This is a genomic window from Prevotella sp. TCVGH, from assembly GCF_023522295.1.
Classification (GTDB): domain Bacteria; phylum Bacteroidota; class Bacteroidia; order Bacteroidales; family Bacteroidaceae; genus Prevotella; species Prevotella timonensis.
This window is the reverse complement of the sequence record NZ_QFFX01000048.1, coordinates 1-20913: the sequence shown is the minus strand read 5'-3', so window position 1 is coordinate 20913 and position 20913 is coordinate 1. Positions and strand designations below refer to the sequence as shown.

The 20913-nt window shown below is 41.8% G+C and carries 20 protein-coding genes and 2 pseudogenes; 8 read left to right on the top strand and 14 right to left on the bottom strand.

Annotation, left to right across the window (positions count from 1 at the left end; all coding sequences use genetic code 11):
• Positions 1–613: 613 nt before the first annotated feature.
• Positions 614–995, top strand: a pseudogene (locus DEM91_RS09280) (IS1380 family transposase); the annotation flags it as partial.
• A 20-nt stretch (positions 996–1015) separates the two neighbouring features.
• On the opposite strand, the gene DEM91_RS09275 reads toward DEM91_RS09280, so the two are convergent.
• Together DEM91_RS09275 and DEM91_RS09270 are read right to left on the bottom strand one after the other, a co-directional pair.
• Complete coding sequence (locus DEM91_RS09275; RefSeq protein ID WP_103003476.1) at positions 1016–1228, bottom strand: glycosyltransferase family 25 protein; 213 nt, start codon at positions 1226–1228, stop codon at positions 1016–1018.
• Complete coding sequence (locus DEM91_RS09270) at positions 1221–2387, bottom strand: TlpA family protein disulfide reductase (RefSeq protein WP_249858725.1); 1167 nt, start codon at positions 2385–2387, stop codon at positions 1221–1223. The genes DEM91_RS09275 and DEM91_RS09270 overlap by 8 nt, the downstream gene beginning before the upstream one ends.
• A gap of 631 nt (positions 2388–3018) precedes the next feature.
• Between DEM91_RS09270 and DEM91_RS09265 the strand changes: the two are divergent.
• Positions 3019–3192 (top strand): annotated as a pseudogene (locus tag DEM91_RS09265) (IS1380 family transposase); the annotation flags it as partial.
• Between the two features lie 348 nt (positions 3193–3540).
• Here the strand turns inward: DEM91_RS09265 and DEM91_RS09255 are convergent.
• Positions 3541–3909 (bottom strand): thioesterase family protein, encoded by a 369-nt coding sequence (locus DEM91_RS09255; protein WP_249858728.1) that lies wholly within the window; start codon positions 3907–3909, stop codon positions 3541–3543.
• 2 nt (positions 3910–3911) lie between these two features.
• A complete protein-coding gene (locus DEM91_RS09250) occupies positions 3912–5117 on the bottom strand; it encodes an alpha/beta hydrolase (RefSeq protein WP_249858724.1) in 1206 nt (401 codons plus the stop codon).
• 328 nt (positions 5118–5445) lie between these two features.
• On the opposite strand from DEM91_RS09250, the gene argR reads away from it, so the two are divergent.
• The 4 genes from argR (at position 5446) to DEM91_RS09230 (ending at position 8738) form a co-directional block, all read left to right on the top strand.
• Positions 5446–5919 carry an arginine repressor gene (gene argR / locus DEM91_RS09245; RefSeq protein ID WP_025072666.1) on the top strand — a complete coding sequence of 158 codons (474 nt, stop codon included), beginning with the start codon at positions 5446–5448 and terminating at the stop codon, positions 5917–5919.
• Between the two features lie 115 nt (positions 5920–6034).
• The gene (locus DEM91_RS09240; RefSeq protein WP_028901074.1) at positions 6035–6214 is read left to right on the top strand and encodes a PspC domain-containing protein; all 180 of its coding nucleotides are present in this window, start codon (positions 6035–6037) and stop codon (positions 6212–6214) included.
• Between the two features lie 291 nt (positions 6215–6505).
• A complete protein-coding gene (locus DEM91_RS09235; protein WP_025072665.1) occupies positions 6506–7060 on the top strand; it encodes a helix-turn-helix domain-containing protein in 555 nt (184 codons plus the stop codon).
• 13 nt (positions 7061–7073) lie between these two features.
• Positions 7074–8738 carry an AMP-binding protein gene (locus DEM91_RS09230; protein WP_249858723.1) on the top strand — a complete coding sequence of 555 codons (1665 nt, stop codon included), beginning with the start codon at positions 7074–7076 and terminating at the stop codon, positions 8736–8738.
• Between the two features lie 82 nt (positions 8739–8820).
• Here DEM91_RS09230 and kbl read toward each other — a convergent pair whose 3' ends face one another.
• Positions 8821–10008, bottom strand: a complete 1188-nt coding sequence (gene kbl, locus DEM91_RS09225) for a glycine C-acetyltransferase (RefSeq protein WP_025072663.1) — start codon at positions 10006–10008, stop codon at positions 8821–8823.
• Between the two features lie 194 nt (positions 10009–10202).
• Between kbl and DEM91_RS09220 the strand changes: the two genes are divergently transcribed.
• Positions 10203–11159: an NAD-dependent epimerase/dehydratase family protein gene (locus DEM91_RS09220; RefSeq protein WP_249858722.1), complete on the top strand. Its 957-nt coding sequence runs from the start codon at positions 10203–10205 to the stop codon at positions 11157–11159.
• A gap of 101 nt (positions 11160–11260) precedes the next feature.
• Here DEM91_RS09220 and DEM91_RS09215 read toward each other — a convergent pair whose 3' ends face one another.
• From DEM91_RS09215 to efp, 9 genes are all read right to left on the bottom strand, one after another.
• A complete protein-coding gene (locus tag DEM91_RS09215; RefSeq protein ID WP_249858721.1) occupies positions 11261–12487 on the bottom strand; it encodes an anaerobic sulfatase-maturation protein in 1227 nt (408 codons plus the stop codon).
• Between the two features lie 105 nt (positions 12488–12592).
• Positions 12593–13357 carry a UDP-2,3-diacylglucosamine diphosphatase gene (locus DEM91_RS09210; RefSeq protein ID WP_249858720.1) on the bottom strand — a complete coding sequence of 255 codons (765 nt, stop codon included), beginning with the start codon at positions 13355–13357 and terminating at the stop codon, positions 12593–12595.
• Between the two features lie 50 nt (positions 13358–13407).
• Positions 13408–13728, bottom strand: a complete 321-nt coding sequence (locus DEM91_RS09205) for a metal-sulfur cluster assembly factor (RefSeq protein ID WP_249858727.1) — start codon at positions 13726–13728, stop codon at positions 13408–13410.
• A 122-nt stretch (positions 13729–13850) separates the two neighbouring features.
• On the bottom strand, positions 13851–14633 hold the full coding sequence (locus DEM91_RS09200; RefSeq protein WP_249858719.1) for a ZIP family metal transporter: 783 nt from the start codon (positions 14631–14633) through the stop codon (positions 13851–13853).
• 365 nt (positions 14634–14998) lie between these two features.
• Positions 14999–17011, bottom strand: a complete 2013-nt coding sequence (locus tag DEM91_RS09195; protein WP_249858718.1) for a BCCT family transporter — start codon at positions 17009–17011, stop codon at positions 14999–15001.
• Between the two features lie 268 nt (positions 17012–17279).
• Complete coding sequence (locus DEM91_RS09190; protein ID WP_249858717.1) at positions 17280–17462, bottom strand: hypothetical protein; 183 nt, start codon at positions 17460–17462, stop codon at positions 17280–17282.
• A gap of 68 nt (positions 17463–17530) precedes the next feature.
• Positions 17531–18310 (bottom strand): RadC family protein, encoded by a 780-nt coding sequence (gene radC / locus DEM91_RS09185; RefSeq protein WP_275975259.1) that lies wholly within the window; start codon positions 18308–18310, stop codon positions 17531–17533.
• A 56-nt stretch (positions 18311–18366) separates the two neighbouring features.
• A complete protein-coding gene (locus tag DEM91_RS09180; RefSeq protein ID WP_249858716.1) occupies positions 18367–19419 on the bottom strand; it encodes a glycosyltransferase in 1053 nt (350 codons plus the stop codon).
• Between the two features lie 381 nt (positions 19420–19800).
• Positions 19801–20367, bottom strand: a complete 567-nt coding sequence (gene efp / locus DEM91_RS09175; RefSeq protein WP_008124875.1) for an elongation factor P — start codon at positions 20365–20367, stop codon at positions 19801–19803.
• A gap of 191 nt (positions 20368–20558) precedes the next feature.
• Here efp and rpmH point away from each other — a divergent pair, with 191 nt between their 5' ends.
• Positions 20559–20714 (top strand): 50S ribosomal protein L34, encoded by a 156-nt coding sequence (gene rpmH, locus DEM91_RS09170; RefSeq protein ID WP_008124876.1) that lies wholly within the window; start codon positions 20559–20561, stop codon positions 20712–20714.
• The last annotated feature ends 199 nt before the right edge of the window (positions 20715–20913 follow it).

Here is a 20913-nt window from a genome sequence, read left to right as displayed (position 1 = left end):
TCTAGTTAAACAAACGAAGAAATAAAGTTATATAAACTTAAATATCAGAGAGTTATACATTATTCAGTAAACACTAATTATATCTATCAAAATCCCTTTGCTCAGAACATTTGTAGAAAGACCGTATTTCGAATCCCTCTACATTTTGCAACGTTCCGATTTTACCATACTTAATCCATAAAATATAAGGATCACCATTTATTCGAAATAAAAGATATTCGGTTTTTTGTCTATTGCCTTATATTTTGCATGCAATTCCACTAAATCAAGCAATGATGCCGGTAGGTTTCTAATATCTACCCCAGGAATATTGTCATTCATAGATGCACCATTTCCTAAATTCATGTATGGGAAATAATGCCGGTTCATTACGTGTGTGTACGTAAATATATCTCCATATACATTAAAACCACAAATATTTCTATGGTCTGCTTTAAATTTGCACTCGTCGAAATATAGTCTAACAAAATAATAAATGTCCTTAATTCCGCAACACTATTATAAATTAAACTTTTTAAGTACCTGAGCAACAAAAAGTTGCTCAGGATTTTGCTATGTCAGAATTTTCACTTATCTTAGTGTTGCAAAAAAACAAGAGAATCCAACGATAGACATGACGAAGATACAAATTAAATCTGAGAGACTCACTCCTTTTGGGGGATTATTTTCAATCATGGAGCAATTTGACTCCACATTATCATCTGTAATCGACTCAACCCTCGGTCTAAGGTGTAGATCGTTCGGTTATCAGTACAGTGAAATCATCCGTTCTCTCATGAGTATCTACTTCTGTGGCGGTTCATGTACCCCAGGATGTCACTACTCATTTGATGAACCACCTCTCGCTTCATCCGACACTTCGCACTTGTAGCTCTGATACTATCCTCAGAGCGATAAAGGAGTTGACGCAAGAAAACATTTCATACACATCAGATATGGGCAAGACCTACGATTTCAATACGGCTGACACTCTCAATACTTTATTGCTCAAGGCTGGTTCTATAAATTAGCTTTGTTAGATTTTGAGCTTATTTTTGAGGTCAAAATGCAAGAGAGTAAAGGAGTGTAATGTTAACCACAATCCATATGCTCCAATCTTATTTTTTATTGCAGGAATTATTTGCATTGAATATTCTTGCTTATTTTCAAATTCTTTTATGATATGTTGCCTTCGTTCTATCCTTGAAAGTAAGTTACATACAAATACTGGTATTTTAATATCACTCATATTTTATTTCTTTTAAAAGATAATCAGATAGATCTTGTAAACAAAATGCTTTATTATTGCAATCTTGGTTATAGCCACTTCGAGAGTCTAATATAATATTTCCATCACTATTAGTAACAACGAAAGAGGGAAAAACTGTAACCCGCATTTTTTGAGATACATTATTTTTAGAGTGTTGGAAACATGCTAAGGAAAGCCAACTCACCTTATCTTTTTGAACGGCTTTTATCCATGCTTTTTTGTTTTCATCTACCGACAGATTGATAAAGGCAACATCTCTCTTATATCGATTGTACAAATCAATTAGGTCTGGGATTTCTCTTCTACAAGGTGCACACCAACTTGCCCAAAATACGATGACGAGATATTTTTTATTACCAATGCAATCCTTAAATGAATACTTTTTTCCTTTGGTATCGAAGAAAGGAAAAAACTGTTGAATGCTGTTCTTCCTTATTTCTTGGATATATTGTTTCACGGACATACCATCTTTAGTATTCTTTAGACTATCAGCAAAAGAATTATAAATCCTATATAATAGAGCTGTGTCTTTGTATGCTGTTATATGCTCACATATCTCTTGTAGTAATAATCTACTATGTGGATATCTATTTACTAATTTTTCATTCATAAGACATCCTCTGTTGTCAAAATACCAGCGAGTGGGAGATGTTCCTTTAGGAGCATAATCAATTTCGCTATCTCTTTGACGTATAAAAGCTACTTCCATGTTATCAGTTAGCTGAGATATGTTACCAATAAAAGACGTAGAATCACGCATGTGTAAGTCTATGTGCAAATCCTTATTATCTAAATACAAATCTCCTAAAAATAAATTCATATAATCAGAATATACATTTTTAAAGTATACATCTTTCATTATATTTTTCTTATTTTCTATAGATTTGATAATTATTTGAGCGAGTGCAATGTTTTTCATTGGTGAATAGTTTAAAACAGCTTTTCCATTTTTAAACTGTACAGAATCTATTCTTTCCCATTTTTTATCTAATATACATAAAAATCCCTTCATATCTTGTTTGGCAATTCTGTCCAATTGCAAGATAATGCGTACTTTTTGTCCGTAGTTAGGTAAATTTGATGCAGCCGTTGATATTATCCAGCTCGATAAAATCAAAATATATAATATTTTTTTCATATTTTCTTGATATAAGATTGGGAAGCTGACTTAAACAAGTCAGCTATTCCCTATTCGAAATTCAAATTCCTTATAACATGTGTAATAAGGTAGGAAATATCCTTAGATAATCTTTAATCATTCCAACACTTACTCTTTTTGTCATAATTACCACAACCAGAGTTTATACCCTCCGCATCACAATAGCATGTCACCGAACTATTATAGTCAATCTCTTGACATTGGCCAGTTCGAGATATACCTGTGTAGCTTCCATTACTATCAAAGTAACAAACAGTGCATGGTCCATTTTTGCACTTTCTTCGCCCTGATCACATTAAACTACCTCCATAAAGATTCTTCATACTTTCTTCTGAAAGAACTTCTAAATTTTCATTTGGTAAAATTTAAGTTTTAATTTCATAATTTTATTATTTATCCTTAATTCCGCAACACTATTATAAATTAAACTTTTTAAGTACCTGAGCAACAAAAAGTTGCTCAGGATTTTGCCATATCAGAATTTTCACTTATCTTAGTGTTGCAAAAAAACAAGAGAATCCGACGATAGACATGGCGAAGATACAAATTAAATCTGAGAGACTCACTCCTTTTGGGGGATTATTTTCAATCATGGAGCAATTTGACTCCACAAAGACTTGACGTAAAGAAGTTCGGACTCAATGCAACAAGTCGCATAAAAGCGTTTGTCTTCAGGTTTATCCCTGTACCAGCCAAGTGGATCAGGACATCAAGGCGGTATGTGCTGAATATCTATACCTGTAATAATGGTTACGCAGATGTTTTCCAGACAGATTTTGAATAATGCCTACAACTTATGGGAATGATATTGTGATTGCCTCAAGTCACATTGTGGGGTAAGAGGATATTGTAGGCAGAAGTGGGTGCTTCAAGTTCAAGTTATCTGCAAATTCAGTAATGAGAGGACGTGTAAACGCAATAAGGACGTTCAAGGACTTAGTTGCAGATTTGAGGTTTACGTAAAAATATGTAGATACATATAGACTTTTTTCTTGCAACGGATCCACACACATCCATCTTCCCAACACAGCATCATAGTGGCGTATCTGGTCAACTAAGAGCCAGCCACCTATTATAAAAAGTGAGCTACAAAAGATCTTCATTCGTTTTGTTCAGGCGAAATCATCGCACTTCATCCCTGCATGAAGCGTTGCCTGTCAACGATAAAGCGAAGATGCTCGCCCTCGCCAATCACCTCGCCATTCTCCTTTGCGACAACATGGAAAGAGAGCTTGCGACGGTCGACCTTTGTCAATGTCGCTGTAGCCTCTACAGTTGTACCGAGCTTGCTGGGCTTGACATGCGATGCACCGAGATAACCGCCCACTGTGGTTTGCCCTTCATCCAATTCGTTTGCCACAGCCAACATGGCAGCGTTCTCCATAAGTGCCAACATGGCAGGTGTACCCAACACGGGAAGGTCGCCAGAGCCCAAGGCTTGCGCCGTATAAGCTTCGGTAACGGTTAAAACACTGGTATGCGATAATCCTTCTTTTAACATCATCATTCTTTCAATTTAAGATTTGCTTTTTTCGGTTTCATGGTCACAGTGACACTGGTAGGAAACATATAACTCCAGTCATTGCGCTCAAAAAGTGTCTGTCGCATCGTGGATTCCTTGCGCTTCAGACGTCCTTTGAACAACACTCGCTTGCCGTATTTAACAGTGACGAACTTATCCAAATCCACCAACTCGTCATTGAGATAAAGCGTAAGCGTTGTGTAATCACACTGCGTGATATGGACACAATTTCCTTGGATATAAGCCCTGAGCATTTTACCCGGTGCCAATTCTGCTGGTGGCACCCCCAACCAATAGAAGTAAGGCTTCACCACTTCAGCTTGTTGCCAGACAATCTTCTTTGGATATGGATTGCGTCTGAACTTTGTCATCCATGGCACGGCAGCCGAATCAACCCGATTCATCCAATGCCCCACACCTTTTATAATATGTGTTTGATGAACATATCCCATAGGGTCGTGCTGCTGCAGTGAGTCCATTTGTAGTCCTCGCTGTGCTGCCAACGTATTACGATTGTAGGCAGCATCGTGTTCACCACACCAAATCATGAAAGGCGTGTTGCGCAGATTCAGCAATGACACATCGCCAGGATGTCCTGCCATCATCGAAGCTGCCGCCCACGAGTCTGCCATGCGTGGAGCCATGCGCCACACGCCATCGCCACCAGCCGAATAGCCCATAAGATACACCTTGTCGGGATTGACACCCTCGAAAGCCACACACATCTGAATGAGTTGTTCGTAGAGTGGGTCGATGCCTTCGTGACACCACATATCCCACAAATTCCATGGCGCACGAGGTGCCACATAAACCGCTTGTTGGGGACGGTAAAGATACTTTTGGTTCTCCCACTGCTGGTTGTTCGTCTCTTGAGTCGTTCCACCACCCCCATGCAGTGAGATAAACAAGCTATAACCATCGGCAGGTTTTTCACCGTAGGTCACCCACCACATGGGCATTGTAACGCCATTATGGGTCAGCGTACGCTGACGGTAATAAAGTCCTAACCTTGCCTTGGTGAGCTTTACCCAATCTTTCTTCAATCGCTCTCCTACCAGTGCCACTTCTGGCTTAGCCATCGCACGTTCACGCATGGCACGCTTTGACTGTCCAAACAGGTGAAGACTGAAACAACAGAACCCTATCAGACAAAGGCTCCATTTTGTATTTAGTTGAACCAATTTCATCGTTTCATGATTTGTTGTTTGACAAAGATACTACTTTTTTTACAATGCAATGCGGTACGTTCTAAAATACTTGTTTCTTTTCAAAGGACCTCCAACCGCCTGAATACTTCCAAACAGCACGCCTGTCCTGTTGGCTCAAACAATGGATGAAGCAGTGAGGAGCGCATATGATATCAACATATCTATGCAATGACAGCATTGGAAACGACAAAATCATCCATCGTTTTTGTTAATAATTGTCGAAATAAAGCTTTTTTAGCGATAAATTACTTGCCTATTATGCAAATATTTTTAATTTTGTGAATAGAAACGTATAAAGTTACAGTGAATGAGATTTAAGAACGACAGACTTGAAGCAATTAAGCTACTCATATCGAGCCAAGAAATAGGAAGTCAGAAAGAATTGTTGGAAGCCTTGGAGGCAGAAGGATTTATTGTTACACAAGCGACATTGAGTCGCGACCTCAAACAGCTGAAAGTGGCAAAAGCCGCCAGCATGAACGGCAGATACGTATATGTACTCCCCAATGAAACGATGTACCGCAGGGTACAGAAGCCTCTTCCTGCTCGCGAAATGATGTTGACACCTGGGTTTCTGTCCATCCAGTTTTCTGGGAATATTGGAGTCATCAAAACACGCCCAGGCTACGCCAGCAGTATCGCTTACAACATTGACAACAGTGACATACCCGAGATATTAGGAACCATAGCTGGCGACGACACCATAATGATTGTGGTGAAAGAAGGAGTCCAAGAGTTTGAAATTATAGACTTGCTCCACGAGTTAGTCTTCAAGATATAAAGTTATCGCAGCCAAACATTTTGTACATTCCTTACCCCAAAACAGGGAAGTACAGACTACATAGGTGGCAACACGATACACTTCTAAACACTCACTAAAAGAAAGGAAAAGAAAAATGAAAAAACTGACATTGTCAAATGACAAAAAGATTGGTGGCGTATGTGGCGGAATAGCCGAATATTTTGATTTAGACAAAACATTAGTTCGTGCGCTTTATGCCGTTATCACCTTGTTCACCGCCTTTAGCGGAGTGATTCTCTACATTCTTTTGTGGATGATTCTTCCTAAGAAATAACATGGCATTGCCACCCCTTTCCAAACATATCGACTCGGCATGCACGCTGCGTCGGTGTGAAGGGGGAGTATGTCCACAAGATTTGGTAAAGGCTCAGAAATGAATACTTCGATTTCTCTCGATATCGTATATTTTATGCACAGGCAATAAGAGTCTGTGCATTTTTTATTATTTATCAACAATTGTTAGCACTACATAACAAAAAGGTAAATTCTATTCCAAAAGGTTTTTATACTTTTGAACGGCTATCAGGAATTTCCTGAATACCACACATTATTAATATAACAACGCATGGAAGAGTCAATAAAACAAATAGGACAGCGACTGAAAGGACTGCGAGAGGTCTTGAACATCCCAGCCGAAGAGATTGCGCAACTGTGTAACATCTCGACAGAGCATTACAAAAAGATAGAGGCGGGAGAAGCCGACCCCTCACTCTATCGGCTAACGCGAATATCCAAGCACTATGGCATTGCGCTCGACGTGTTGCTGTTTGGAGAGGAGCCTCGCATGAGTTCTTATTTCATTACCCGTAAAGGGCAAGGACTGACCGTTGACAGACATCAAGAATACAAATTTCAAAGCTTGGCGAGTGGCTTTAGGGGTAGGAAAGTAGACCCGTTTTTAGTTCAAGTAGACCCACTGCCAGATAATGAGAAATATAATAAGAATACACACAAGGGTCAAGAGTTTGACATCATCATTGAAGGAACCTTGGAGATTACAATAGAAGACAAGGTTCTGGTACTACAACCGGGTGACAGCATCTATTTTGATTCCTCGAAGATGCACTGCATGCGAGCCGTCAATGACGAGCCTTGTCGTTTTTTGTGTATCGTTATCTAAAACACATAAGTTCATGGTAGAAAGATTTTTAACGCAAACTTCGTTTACTTCAGAGGAAGATTTCAAGGCGAATTTGCACTTTAAGGTACCCGAGAATTTTAATTTTGCTTATGACGTCATGGACGTATGGGCAGAAGAAAGACCAGATAAGTTAGCATTGCTATGGACCAATGAGCAGGGCGCAGAGTTAAGATTTACGTTTCAGGACTTAAAAGAACAAACAGACCAGACCGCTGCTTATTTTCAGAGTTTGGGCATTGGGCATGGCGACAAAGTAATGCTCATCTTGAAGCGACATTACCAATGGTGGCTCGCCATGCTGGGCTTGCATAAGTTAGGAGCGGTAGCCATCCCTGCCACCCACATGCTGACCACGCACGACATCATCTATCGCAATCAGCGAGCCAGTGTCAAAGCCATTGTCTGTGCAGATGACACCTATATTATCGAGCAAATTCGAGCAGCCCTACCCAAGAGTCCAACCGTCGAAACGGTGATTAGCATTGGAGAAACCGTACATCCAGACTTTCACAACTGGGAGAAAGAATGGAAACAAGCACCTCCATTTGTTCGTCCCAAGTACGTGAACACCAATGAAGACACCATGCTGATGTATTTTACCAGTGGCACCAGTGGCGAACCAAAGATGGTGGCGCACGACTTCCTATATGCCTTGGGACACATCACAACAGGCGTTTACTGGCACAATCTGCAAGAAGACAGCATCCATCTCACAGTGGCTGACACGGGATGGGGAAAAGCTGTTTGGGGGAAGCTCTATGGACAATGGTTTGCAGGAGCGGTCGTTTTTGTCTATGATCATGAGAAATTTAATGCTCCATCGCTCATGAGACAAATGGAAAAATACCATATCACCTCATTTTGCGCACCACCAACGGTCTATCGCTTTATGATTCGAGAAGACTTTTCCAAGTACGACTTGAGTGCCCTGCGCTATTGTACCACCGCAGGCGAAGCCCTCAACCCTGCCGTGTACCAAAAGTTTTTCCAACTAACAGGCATCCAACTCATGGAGGGCTTTGGACAAACCGAGACCACCATGACATTAGGAACATTCCCATGGCAGACACCTAAGCCAGGCTCTATGGGAAAACCCAATCCGCAATATGATGTACAACTGCTCAGAAGCGATGACACACAATGCGAGGATGGCGAAAAGGGCGAAATCTGTATCTATATCGGAAATAATAAACCAATCGGTTTGTTCAAGGGTTATTACCGTGACCAAAACCTAACACTGAAAATATGGCACCATGGCTATTATCATACAGGCGATATGGCATGGCGCGACCAAGACGGCTACTACTGGTTCGTCGGTCGCTCGGACGATGTCATTAAGAGTTCAGGCTATCGCATCGGTCCGTTCGAAGTAGAGAGTGCACTCATGACCCACCCTGCTGTTGTAGAGTGTGCTATCACGGGCGTACCCGATGACATTCGCGGCATGGTGGTGAAAGCTACTGTGGTATTGGCGGATGAATGGAAGTCGAAAGCCGATGACACGCTCATCAAGGAGTTGCAAAATCACGTGAAGCACGAAACGGCTCCCTACAAATATCCCCGTGTCATCGAGTTTGTGGACGAACTACCAAAGACCATCAGTGGAAAAATTCGTCGAGTAGAAATCAGAGAGAAAGATAACCAAAAGCAGTCATAGATTGCCAACGATATTGCATCAAAAAACGCTGTACAGAATTTTGTACAGCGTTTTTTCTTAAAAATAGCGAATGTTATTCATCTTATTTCAATACGCCTAATTCTTTACCAATCTTGATAAATGCAGCAATACACTTATCCAATTGTTCACGCGTATGAGCAGCAGAGAGCTGAACACGAATACGAGCCTCGCCTTTGGGCACTACTGGGTAGTAGAAACCTGTCACGTAGATGCCCTCTTCGAGCAATTTGGCAGCATACTTCTGCGACAAAGGTGCATCGTACAGCATCACTGCACAAATAGCACTTTGTGTAGGTTTGATGTCAAAACCAGCTTCCATCATCTTGTCGCGGAAATATTCCACGTTCTCTACCAAGTGATCGTGCAAGCTATTGCTTTCTTTCAACATCTTGAACACCTCTAAACTGGCGCCAATAATGCCAGGTGCCAACGAGTTGGAGAAGAGATAAGGACGACTGCTTTGGCGCAGCATCTCGATAATCTCTTTGCGACCTGTCGTAAATCCACCAAGCGCACCGCCAAACGCCTTGCCTAAAGTGCCAGTATAGATGTCTACTCTACCGTAAGTGTGCATGAGTTCACTCACACCGTGTCCTGTTGCACCAACGACACCTGCCGAGTGACTTTCGTCAACCATCACCAGCGCATCGTACTTTTCTGCCAAATCGCATATTTTATCTATCGGTGCCACATTGCCATCCATAGAGAACACGCCATCGGTGCAGATGATACGGAAACGCTGTGCCTGTGCTTCTTGCAAACACTTCTCCAGCTCCTCCATATTGGCATTGGCATAACGGTAACGTTTTGCTTTGCAAAGACGCACACCGTCGATAATGGAAGCATGGTTCAACGAGTCGGATATAATGGCATCCTCATCGGTGAGCAACGCACCAAACAAACCACCGTTGGCATCAAAACAAGCCGCATAGAGAATGGTATCGTCGGTTTTGAAATAATCAGAAATGGCTGCCTCCAACTCTTTATGAGCGTCTTGTGTACCACAGATAAAGCGTACCGAAGACATACCGAAACCGCGACGATCCATCATCTTCTTGGACGCTTCGATGAGTCGTGGATGATTGGAAAGACCTAAATAATTATTGGCACAGAAGTTCAACACTTCCTTTCCTTTTACTTGGATTGCCGCATCCTGCGGACTTTCAATAATTCTCTCCTCTTTATAAAGTCCTGCTTCTCTTAGCTTTTCGAGGCTCTGGCTAAGATGTTCTTTCATTTTACCGTACATAAGATTTAGATTTAAATGATTCTACTTACAAAGTAAGACAATATTTTTGAGAACGCATCGTGTTAAGTGTTATTTTTTATAAAATAAAATGACGGCGGGCATGCAAATTCTTAGTCTTTCATGTGTCAATGTCAAAAAAAAGTTGTTATTTTGCAAACAGAATCTTTTAGAGCTAACTCTCAAAAACAAATAGAATGAAGAACATTTTAGTAATAGGTTCAACTGGGCAAATCGGTTCGGAGTTGACCCGAGAATTACGTAAAAATTATGGTAACGAAAATGTAGTAGCTGGATATATTCCGGGTGCTGAGCCTACTGGCGAATTGAAAGAAAGCGGTCCTTCCGCCATTGCTGATGTAACCAATCCTCAGCAAATCGCAGAAGTAGTGAAATCTTATCACATCGACACCATTTATAACTTGGCGGCATTGCTGTCGGTTGTTGCCGAGTCAAAGCCACGGTTGGCATGGAAGATAGGAATTGATGGTTTGTGGAACATCTTAGAGGTGGCTCGTGAGAACCATTGTGCTGTGTTTACGCCCAGCTCTATTGGTTCATTTGGTCCTACCACGCCACACGACATGACGCCACAGGACACCATTCAGCATCCCAAGACTATCTACGGCGTATCTAAGGTAACCACCGAATTGCTCAGTGATTACTATTTTCATAAATATGGTGTAGACACTCGTGCCGTAAGATTTCCAGGCGTTATCTCGTACGTCACGCCTCCCGGAGGTGGCACGACCGATTATGCTGTAGATATTTATTATAATGCGGTGCGTGGCGACCAGTTTGTCTGTCCTATTCAGGCTGGCACAAAGATGGATATGATTTACATGCCCGATGCGCTAAAAGCTGCCATGATGATTATGGAGGCTAATCCCGACAAACTCATTCACCGCAATGCTTTCAATATCGCATCCATGAGTTTCGACCCAGAAGAGATTTATGCCGCTATTAAGAAATACAAACCCGAATTTGAAATGGTGTATCAGGTAGACCCCTTGAAACAAAGTATTGCAGAGAGCTGGCCTAACATGATGGACGATACTTGTGCCCGCAACGAATGGCAGTGGAAGCCAACCTACGATTTGGATAGTATGACAAAGGATATGTTAGAAAAGCTATCCATCAAGTTAGGATGTTAGGCGCATCGACTTGATGACAACGAACGATATTGATAGGGAGAAAAGATTTAATCTTTCTCCCTTTTTGTTTTTCATGATTGACGAGATTTCCGAGACAAATACTACAAGTCTCCTCTCCTAATCGCCTCCATCACATTTGCAGGAGGGCGATGAGCTTCAAGTTCGCCTTTCATGAAATCCATGTATGGAGCCACATGTTCGAAGAATTGATAATATCCCTTGCACAAATAATTCAGTCCAGACTCCCCTTGCTCCGTGGTAGAAAACCTGTTCTTCGGACATTCCCCATAACACGCAAAGAGATAGGTACACTGCTTACACTGCTGTGGCAACGACATATATTTATTTTTCCCGAATGCTCGTTGGCGTTCACTGTACATCATCTCGGTTAAAGTTTTATCTTTGATATTCCCCAGTAGATAAGCTGGGAATACAAAGTGGTCGCACGAATACACGTCTCCATTGTATTCCATTACTCCTGCATGACCGCACTGCTTTGCCATGGTGCAGAGCGAACCATCCACTCCCATCCAATTGGCAAGGGTTACATCAAAGAGCTGTACGAAAGTTTTTCCCACATCGTTGCGCACCCACTCATCAAAAATGGTACAAAGAAAATGTCCCCACTGCTCTGGAGACACAGAGAAGTCAGCCAACTGCCCTTCGCCACTGTCAGCCATTGACGCCAAGTGTCGCCCATCATCATGAGACAAGATACGCTCAACAATGGGAGTGAACTGGATATAATGACAGCCTAAGTCCTTAAAAAATCGATAGAACTCCAAAGGATAATCTGCATTGAAATCGTTTACCACAGCCATGGCATTCCAGTCTACCGCATATTTCTCAAGACATCGAATGCCTCTCATCACCTCATGCCATGAAGGTTTCCCTGTACGACTGCGTCGATATTCATCATGAAACTCTTGCGGTCCGTCTATAGAGACACCTACCAACCACCCATGATTGTAAAAAAAGCGTGCCCATCGGTCATCTATCAGTGTTCCATTCGTCTGAATGGTATTATCAATGTGTTTTCCTTGCCCATATTGCCACTGGAGCTTCACCACCTTTTCATAAAACGAAAGTGGACGCATCAGCGTTTCGCCTCCATGCCAACAAAACATGATGTGCTGCATCGTCTGACTTTCGATATATTGCTTGACAAACCTTTCCAACAGTTCATCGCTCATCACATGCCGCACGTCACCTTGGTAAAGCTTCGATTTCTCCAAATAATAACAATATTCACAAGCCAAGTTACACGAAGCACCAACGGGTTTGGTCATCACATAAAGGGGATGCGAAAAGGGTGAAGCTATTTCCATTCTGAATGACATTGATTTTAGATGAACTGTTAAGCTGACAGAAAGACAGCTTAGACGCATACCAACCACCCAGCACTGGGACTGACTGATTGCTTATGGTTTAGTTTATGGCTGGGTTTCTCCTTCTATATATTGCTCCATAAAGATATGTTCTCCGTCATAGACGACATAGGTAAACTGTGTTATCCAGTCTCCTATGATGAACATTCGCACCTGACGACTCAGCATCAAATCAAGTTCAATATGTCGATGCCCGTAAATATAATAATCCACGTTGTCATGAGCCTGCATGTACTGTTTGGTAAACTGTACTAAATATTCATGGCACTCGCCCATGTACGGAGGTTCTTTGCCTTCTTTTCTTTTTAAGCGGCTGTGCTTTGCCCAAGTCTGTCCTAACCACATTCCCCAGCGAGGATGAATGGCATTGAAAAGATGTTGGCAGATAGAATTATGAAACACCTTCCGCAACAATTGAAACTTATGGTCAGGGTCTCCCAATCCGTCGCCATGTGCTAAATAAAATACCTTGCCGTAAATTTCTGTCGTCAAAGGTTTGCGATGCAGAATTACCCCACACTCCTGTTCCAGATAGCCATAGGTCCAAATGTCATGATTGCCTATAAAGTAATGAACCTCAACGCCCAAATCGGTCAATTCGCTGACTTTCCCTAAGAACCGTGTATAACCTTTTGGCACAACATAGCGATACTCGTTCCAGAAGTCGAACATGTCACCCAAGAGGTAAACAGCAGAAGCCCGATGCTTAATACTATCTAAAAATCGCACCAATCGTCTCTCATGTGTGCGCCGATGGTCTATCGCCCATGAGCCAAGGTGAGCGTCCGAAAGAAAATATACATTTTTCATACTCTGATTTTATTTATCCATACAAGTGACAGCGTAAGGTGCTAATGGTCTTAATCGAATCCCAACTCTACTCTCGCCTCTTCACTCATCATACTTTGATCCCACGCGGGTTCAAAGACAAGATTTACATTGCATGCCTTAATTTTAGCCAAACTTTCTATCTTACTACGCACATCTTCTAAGATAAAATCTGCAGCAGGACAATTAGGGGCTGTAAAGGTCATGTCCACATCAACAGTATAGTCATCCTTCACGTCTATTTTATAAATCATTCCCAAATCAAAAATATTGACTGGTATTTCAGGATCGTACACCGTTTTGAGTACATCTACTATTTTTTCTTCAATGTTTGTTTTTTCTTGTAAAGTCATCATATCTGATAAGTTTTTTTGCTTGCAACACGAATATCAATCACTCTAAAAGCCAAGGGGAAAAGAAGATACAAAGTTTTATATGATTAACGGTAATCATTGGATACTAAGTAAAAATCTTTTTAGCCTAACACAACATCAAGCGTCATCATCAGCAAGAATCCAATCGCAAAACCAATGGTACTCCAATCGCTATGCTCGCCTTGGGACGCTTCAGGGATTAGCTCCTCTATCACAACGTAAAACATGGCACCAGCGGCAAACGACAGCATAAACGGAAGCGTAGGGGTAAGCAAGGCTGCCAATAAGATAACCAAAGCAGAACCTACTGGTTCTACTACTCCACTCAAACTGCCCATTACAAACGAGTACCGTTTACTTTTTCCTTCTGCTTTTAGCGGCATAGAGATGATAGCTCCTTCGGGAATATTCTGTATGGCAATACCCAATGAAAGTGTCATCGCTGCTGCAATAGATATACCCACATCACCTTGTAACACACCTGCTACGACTACACCGACAGCCATTCCTTCAGGAAAATTGTGTATAGTCACTGCTAATATGAGCATGGCTGTACGACTTAATCGAGAGCGAGGTCCTTCTGGTTTAACACTCCCCAAATGCAAGTGAGGCGTAATATGATCCAATAGCAACAAAAAAGCGATACCAATAGCAAAGCCGATGACAGCAGGGAACACTTGCCATTTGCCCATGTCTGCCCACTGCTCCATACTCGGTATAATGAGCGACCATATAGATGCTGCCACCATCACGCCCGAAGCAAAGCCTAACAAGGCTTTTTGCAATAACTGTGACATTTGTTCTTTCATAAAAAAGACAAATGCAGAACCTAACACAGTACCCAAAAGTGGCAAAGCTAATATTAATAGTAAGTCACAATTCATTTCAAACAATAGGGTTTAGGGATATCGTCCGTAAAACGACAACCATCCCTCATTATGTGATTACAAATGTAGATAAAATTTCCGAATTATAAGCCTGAGGGATAAAGAAAGTGCTTTTTCTTTAGAGGAATGAGTACAAGAAGTATCGAAAAAAGAGAGCGCGCGTCACAAAGGTCTATCTTTTTCACAAAAAGAAGTGTAAAACATAAGACAAAAACAACCGTGGTCTACCTCCCTTTAGGTCGTTTATCCAAACAACTATTAGCCTCATGTATGACAAGATTTCAGAGAGGCGGACGATTCTCATTGAGTTGCCCCAAATCATCTTGTGATACACGAGGAGTGCATTAACATTCGTGAGTGCGTTATCTCAAATGATTGCGATCAATAATCAGAATTTCGTTTTGCTCATTTCGAATAACACTACTAAACCGCTCATATTCGCGCAACACATCTGCTATGATTTCTTCTTTTGTAAGATACTGTATATCATTTCCACGTCTACCGTCATTGTAAAAAGTCACTGGGACATACATATTAATCGTTTCTATCGTGGGCGTGTTGTCATCGTCAATGAAATAATCTGATATATTCTGCTTTTCAGGCATCACACCATAGACGAAGTTGCTAATCTTGTTGTGTGGAATCATGAGTTCTATTTTCATTTTTCCTTCCATCGATTCTCGAATCTCTGCATAGATTCCTTTTGGTTGTAACGCAGCCTGAATATCTTCAAACGCAGGGCGCACCTTATTTATCATAAACTGCTTGACATCCTTTTTTTGCGAGTAGGTCAAAATCTGATCTAAGCGTTGTCTCCAGTGTTCTCCATCCCAGTTGCGACTCCCATAAGGAAGTTTGGTAGAACGATACCGACTGTCTAAACGGATGGCTTTGACCAAGCAAAAGCATAAGATAGCAATGACAATACCAAAAGGGAAAGCCGAGATTAAGGTCATGGTTTGTAAAGCTTTCAAACCACCTGTACGCAATAGCAACAATGACAAGATGCACAGCAAAGCACCCCAAAATACATTCTGCCAACGTGGAGTATTAGGTCTGTTCTTTGTCGAAATGCTATTCATCACCAAAATTCCAGAGTCGCACGAGGTAACAAAAAATACCGCAATCATCGCAATACCCAATCCACAAAGTAATTCTGATAAAGGGAACTGCTCTAAGAACTTAAACAATAGCACGTCAGGATTATTCGCTATTGCTGACAAAGCACCGTTCACTAAGTTTTGATCAAACCAAATGGCACCATTGCCAAATACCGTCATCCAGAAAAATATAAATAGCGAAGGCACCAACAGCACTCCCAAGATGTACTCTCGGATGGTGCGCCCCTTAGAGATGCGAGCTATAAACAAGCCTACGAATGGCGACCATGAAATCCACCAAGCCCAAAACATCACGGTCCAATTGGTGAACCATTCCTGCTGCTTGGGTTCAAAGGCAAAAGTGTTAAATGTCAGGTTGGCAAACTGACTAAAGTAATGTCCTACCCCTTCACTAAAGGCGCTTAATAAAAAGATAGTGGGTCCCAGCGCCAATACAAAAATCAAGAGCAATACTGCCAACACCAGATTGAGTTCACTCAGTCGCTTCACACCCTTGTTCATTCCTAACAAGGTAGAGCCTACCGCAATACTGCTCACCACAATGACCAATACGACCTGCCAACTAAAACTCTGCTCCTGTACCAATCCTAAATAACTAAGACCTGCATTGAGCTGCATAGCTCCTAAGCCTAAAGAGGTAGCAATGCCAAAGAAAGTACTCACTAAGGCAAAGATATCTACAATATCACCAATAGGACCATTAATCTTGTCTTTCAAAATAGGATAAAGTCCACTACGGATGGCCAATGGTAGTTTATACCGATAGGAGAAATACGCTAACACTAATCCCACCACAGCATAGACTGCCCAAGCGTGTAAACCCCAATGGAAAAAGGTGTGTAGCTGTGCCTCCTTTTCTGGTACCAGCGAATCAGCCAAAGCAGGATCCACATAGTGCGCCATTGGTTCAGCGACACCGTAGTACATCAAGCCAATACCCATTCCTGCAGCAAAAAGCATCGATATCCATGAAAAGAATCCATATTGTGGTTCTGAATTATCAGCTCCTAAACGAATGTTACCCGCTTTGCTACAAGCCAACAAAAACAGAAAGACCATGAAAGAGGTTATCAACAGCACATATACCCAACTTAGATTCTGGTACATATAGTTCTGCACCACGTTAAGAATGGACTCTGCTTGCGTTGGAAAAATGCCACTGTAAATAGATAGGACGATTAAAATGATAAGGCCCGGTAAGCCTACATGCCGTGTAAATGTTGTTCTTAGTTTTTTTGTTTTCTGTTGTTCCATCATGTTGTTTTGTATATTTACAAGCCTATTATAAGGCAAAGGAAATCTCGATAATAAATGAATATATTCTTAACTATTTTCGAGATTCAAAAATAAGAGTGTCTAAGTTTCTCCATGACAAATGTCCATTGGCATAATAGTAAAAAACCCTTTTTACCACCTCAGGCGAAACTTACGATTTGCAAAAGTACAAAAAAAATGTCAAAGAAACAACAAAAAGCTGCTCGTTCTCTTAAAATACATAAAACTGTCACAAACTCAACGAACGTTATTTTTTATCCCCATTGACGAAATAAATGGCTCCCGTTGCGAGTAGCGCAAAGACAAAACTTTCCCAGGTCATAATATGGGCAAGGGTGAGCTGGTCTGACTGGAAGAAGAAATAATACACCAAATTACAAAGCCAGCAAATAGCTACCAAGAGCAAAAATAAAAAAAGATATTTCTTCATACATCTATTCATTTACTATTAAAAAATATGTTCACTGGTTTACATTTCTCCGCATTGCATTCCTCTTTCTACAACACTCTGCCTTCCTCTCGATAACTGTAATAACGACCGTCGGTGACAATGATATGATCGAGAAAGTAGATGCGCATCAACTGCGAGGCTTCGTGAACGCGCTTCGTGAGTCGGTCGTCTTCGGTACTGGGAAAGGCTTGATTGCTCGGATGATTGTGGCAAAGTGCCAACACCGTAGCATTACTCAACACCGCCTCGCGCATAATCACTCGCACATCCACAGCTGTTTCACTTATTCCGCCATGACTGATGCGCATCGCTTTGATGAGCTTGTAACGCTGGTTCATCAGCAATATCCAAGCCTCTTCCACATCCAAGTCTTGCATGCGTGGGTGCATGTACTCGTAAATCGCCAACGCCGAACTTAAGTCTGCACGTTCTTCGGCTTTCTCCATGGAACGTCGCTTACCCAACTCACAAGCTGCAAGAATGGTAATGGCTTTCGCAGGTCCTATTCCTTTATAATGTGTAAGTTCTTGAATGGTTTGCTTTCCTAATGTATTGAGATTATTGTTGCAGTCGTTCAACAAACGTTTCATCAAATCCACAGCACTTTCATCTACCGAACCAGAGCCTATCAAGATAGCCAACAGCTCGGCAGGCGACAGGGCACTCGCCCCTAATCGTTCCATCTTTTCACGTGGGCGGTCGGCTTCTGCCCAATGAACTATGGAGAGACGTTCAGAGATAGGCGGCGTGACTTCCTCCTCCCGCTTGTCTTGCGAGGACGAAGCGCCTACGTTCTCTGTGGCGTTATGTTTCCGTTGCACTGTCATGGCATGAAATGATTGATGCTATTTGGCATCCTCCCCTCGCCTGAAACGGCAAAGCTTTATTTATAAAAGGTTTTATCAAAAGCATGAAACTCGTCGCGCCCACGCATACACCGTTGGTACCAAGCACTCATAAAGCCCAAACCATAACCAAACAGCTGTATAAAAGCTGCACGGACACTAAGCAAACCGATTTTAAGACTCTCATTCTTTGTCCACGAATCTATCACAATGGCTCCGCAATACAAGACCAGCGGTAAGAGACCTATCAAAAACAAAATGAGTCCCACGTTTGGTTCTTCGGCAACACTGCTTGGTTCTGACCACAAAATCAAGCCAAATATCATCAAAAAGCACAGGAAAATTACTCCTAAGGTAAACACGGTTGGAAGCAAATGTACCAACTTTAAGCTCTTCGGATGACGCTTGTACAGATTGATGCGCGCAATACCACTGTTATACACTTGGCGGAAGAACTTCTTAAAGTCGGTACGACGCTTATGCCACACCCAAGCATGGGGGAACAACCTACACGTGTAGCCTGCCTTGAAGATACGAATAGAAAAATCTATATCCTCTCCAAAACGCATCTTACTAAATCCACCCAATTGCTGGAATGCCTCGCGCCGAATTCCCATGTTATACGACCTTGGGTAGAATTTGTCCAAACGTTTCTTACCTCCGCGGATACCACCTGTCGTAAAGAAAGAGGTCATGGCATAAGAAATGGCTTTCTGGGTGTCCGTAAACGAGGCATGCGCACGGTCAGGACCTCCAAAGGCATCTGCAGGCGAGGTCGCCAATTCTTTTTCTATCTCAACGAAATAATCGTGGGGCACCACCACATCACTGTCCAAGATGATGAGATAGTCGCCCGAAGCTCGTTCTGCACCGTAGTTGCGAGTCTGTCCCGGACCACTGTTTGACTTCAGTAAATACTTGATATCCAAAAATGGCTCGTATTTTTTACATACTTCTTCGCAGGGGCAAGTAGAGCCGTCTTCAATAATCAAGACTTCAAAATCCGTAAACGCTTGCTTACAAAGACTCTCCAGCAATTCATCTACTTCGTCTGGACGATTATAAACAGGAACGATAACACTGTATTTCATAAATTTAGATAGTTGACGAGGTTTTTAGTTGACAAGTTGACAAGGTTTTTAGTTGACAAGTTGACGAGTTCACAAGTTCACGAGTTGATACCCGGGCAGCTCGGAGATTTTGATGAACACTCTACCGATTTGGTGAACTGTCTAACGATTTGATGAACACTCGAACGATTTGGTGAACACTCTAACGAGAGGGGAATGTCTAAATCGAGCTAACTGTGAGCAACGTACTTATTCTAAATAAACGCTCCGCAGGTTGATGCTTGACACATTCAAGGGGAGCAAATGAAAAGCAAGTTGAGGCCACAGCACGTATGCAGTGACCTCTTTCTCTCCTTCTCCTCTCCTTGAGCGAGAGGTATGCTTTAACAATACAGTTAATAACTACTCGCTAATACGGCTCAGATAACTGCCGTCGCGCGTATCGACCTGTATCAGTTCGCCTTCGTTGACAAACAAAGGTACGCGCACCTCAACACCAGTCTCCAATGTAGCAGGCTTGGTGGCATTGGTAGCAGTGTTCCCTTTGATACCAGGTTCAGAATGAGTGATGCGAAGCACTGTCTTTACTGGCATTTCTGCCAACAACACACTGCCATCGCTGGTATCGGTTACCACCTCTACGATGTCGCCTTCTTTCATAAAGTCTCCTCCTGTTACCGCCTCTTTAGGCAAAGGAATTTGCTCAAAAGTTTCTTGGTTCATGAAAATGCAACCAGTTGCATCCTCATAAAGATATTGGTAAGGACGGCGCTCCACGCGAACATCTTCCAACTTAAAGTTGATCTGGAAAGTACGCTCCAATACACGACCATCAGAAACATTCTTTAACTTCGTAATCATGACAGTGTTACCCTTACCGGGCTTTCTGTGTTGGAAATCTATACAAGTCCAAATTTTACCGTCAAGACGAATACAAGTTCCAATCTTAATTTCCTGTGAATTAATCATTGTTTGTTATCTTAGTTCTTAAAAATATTTTTTCTTCTATGCCTTATAAAAGCGATGCAAAGTTACAAATAAATTGTAAAAAAGCAGTCTTTTTTCGGTGAAAATTAGTCAATTTCTTTGTTATTCCGAAAATAATGAGTACTTTTGCACCCCAAAGCGTACGAAACAATAACGATAAATATAAAAAAACAATGAAAAGAACATTTCAGCCCCACAATAGAAGAAGGGTGAACAAGCATGGATTCCGTGAGAGAATGTCAACCAAGAACGGTCGTCGCGTATTGGCAAACCGCCGCGCACATGGACGTAAAAAACTAACCGTTTCTGACGAAAATCACGGTAAGTAATTGGCGTGAAGCCATACGCCTTACGTCAAAAAGCAGCAAGAAATTCCTATCTTCTTGCTGCTTTTTGTATCCAGAACGCCCAACGTGGGAGAATGGAGCGCAAGTGTGGCAAGCCATTCTACTTTAAGGCTGGTTCTATAAATTAGCTTTGTTAGATTTTGAGCTTATTTTTGAGGTCAAAATGCAAGAGAGTGAAGGA

Excerpts from the sequence above, each read along its gene's own strand:
- DEM91_RS09250 (WP_249858724.1), bottom strand. The coding sequence starts at position 5,117 with ATGAAATTGGTTCAACTAAATACAAAATGGAGCCTTTGTCTGATAGGG.
- DEM91_RS09215 (WP_249858721.1), bottom strand. The coding sequence starts at position 12,487 with ATGGAAATAGCTTCACCCTTTTCGCATCCCCTTTATGTGATGACCAAA.
- efp (WP_008124875.1), bottom strand. The coding sequence starts at position 20,367 with ATGATTAATTCACAGGAAATTAAGATTGGAACTTGTATTCGTCTTGAC.
- DEM91_RS09205 (WP_249858727.1), bottom strand. The coding sequence starts at position 13,728 with ATGACTTTACAAGAAAAAACAAACATTGAAGAAAAAATAGTAGATGTA.
- rpmH (WP_008124876.1), top strand. The coding sequence starts at position 20,559 with ATGAAAAGAACATTTCAGCCCCACAATAGAAGAAGGGTGAACAAGCAT.
- DEM91_RS09235 (WP_025072665.1), top strand. The coding sequence starts at position 6,506 with ATGGAAGAGTCAATAAAACAAATAGGACAGCGACTGAAAGGACTGCGA.
- DEM91_RS09180 (WP_249858716.1), bottom strand. The coding sequence starts at position 19,419 with ATGAAATACAGTGTTATCGTTCCTGTTTATAATCGTCCAGACGAAGTA.
- DEM91_RS09200 (WP_249858719.1), bottom strand. The coding sequence starts at position 14,633 with ATGAATTGTGACTTACTATTAATATTAGCTTTGCCACTTTTGGGTACT.
- DEM91_RS09270 (WP_249858725.1), bottom strand. The coding sequence starts at position 2,387 with ATGAAAAAAATATTATATATTTTGATTTTATCGAGCTGGATAATATCA.
- DEM91_RS09275 (WP_103003476.1), bottom strand. The coding sequence starts at position 1,228 with ATGAGTGATATTAAAATACCAGTATTTGTATGTAACTTACTTTCAAGG.
- kbl (WP_025072663.1), bottom strand. The coding sequence starts at position 10,008 with ATGTACGGTAAAATGAAAGAACATCTTAGCCAGAGCCTCGAAAAGCTA.
- DEM91_RS09195 (WP_249858718.1), bottom strand. The coding sequence starts at position 17,011 with ATGGAACAACAGAAAACAAAAAAACTAAGAACAACATTTACACGGCAT.
- argR (WP_025072666.1), top strand. The coding sequence starts at position 5,446 with ATGAGATTTAAGAACGACAGACTTGAAGCAATTAAGCTACTCATATCG.
- DEM91_RS09230 (WP_249858723.1), top strand. The coding sequence starts at position 7,074 with ATGGTAGAAAGATTTTTAACGCAAACTTCGTTTACTTCAGAGGAAGAT.
- DEM91_RS09220 (WP_249858722.1), top strand. The coding sequence starts at position 10,203 with ATGAAGAACATTTTAGTAATAGGTTCAACTGGGCAAATCGGTTCGGAG.
- DEM91_RS09190 (WP_249858717.1), bottom strand. The coding sequence starts at position 17,462 with ATGAAGAAATATCTTTTTTTATTTTTGCTCTTGGTAGCTATTTGCTGG.
- radC (WP_275975259.1), bottom strand. The coding sequence starts at position 18,310 with ATGACAGTGCAACGGAAACATAACGCCACAGAGAACGTAGGCGCTTCG.
- DEM91_RS09210 (WP_249858720.1), bottom strand. The coding sequence starts at position 13,357 with ATGAAAAATGTATATTTTCTTTCGGACGCTCACCTTGGCTCATGGGCG.
- DEM91_RS09240 (WP_028901074.1), top strand. The coding sequence starts at position 6,035 with ATGAAAAAACTGACATTGTCAAATGACAAAAAGATTGGTGGCGTATGT.
- DEM91_RS09255 (WP_249858728.1), bottom strand. The coding sequence starts at position 3,909 with ATGTTAAAAGAAGGATTATCGCATACCAGTGTTTTAACCGTTACCGAA.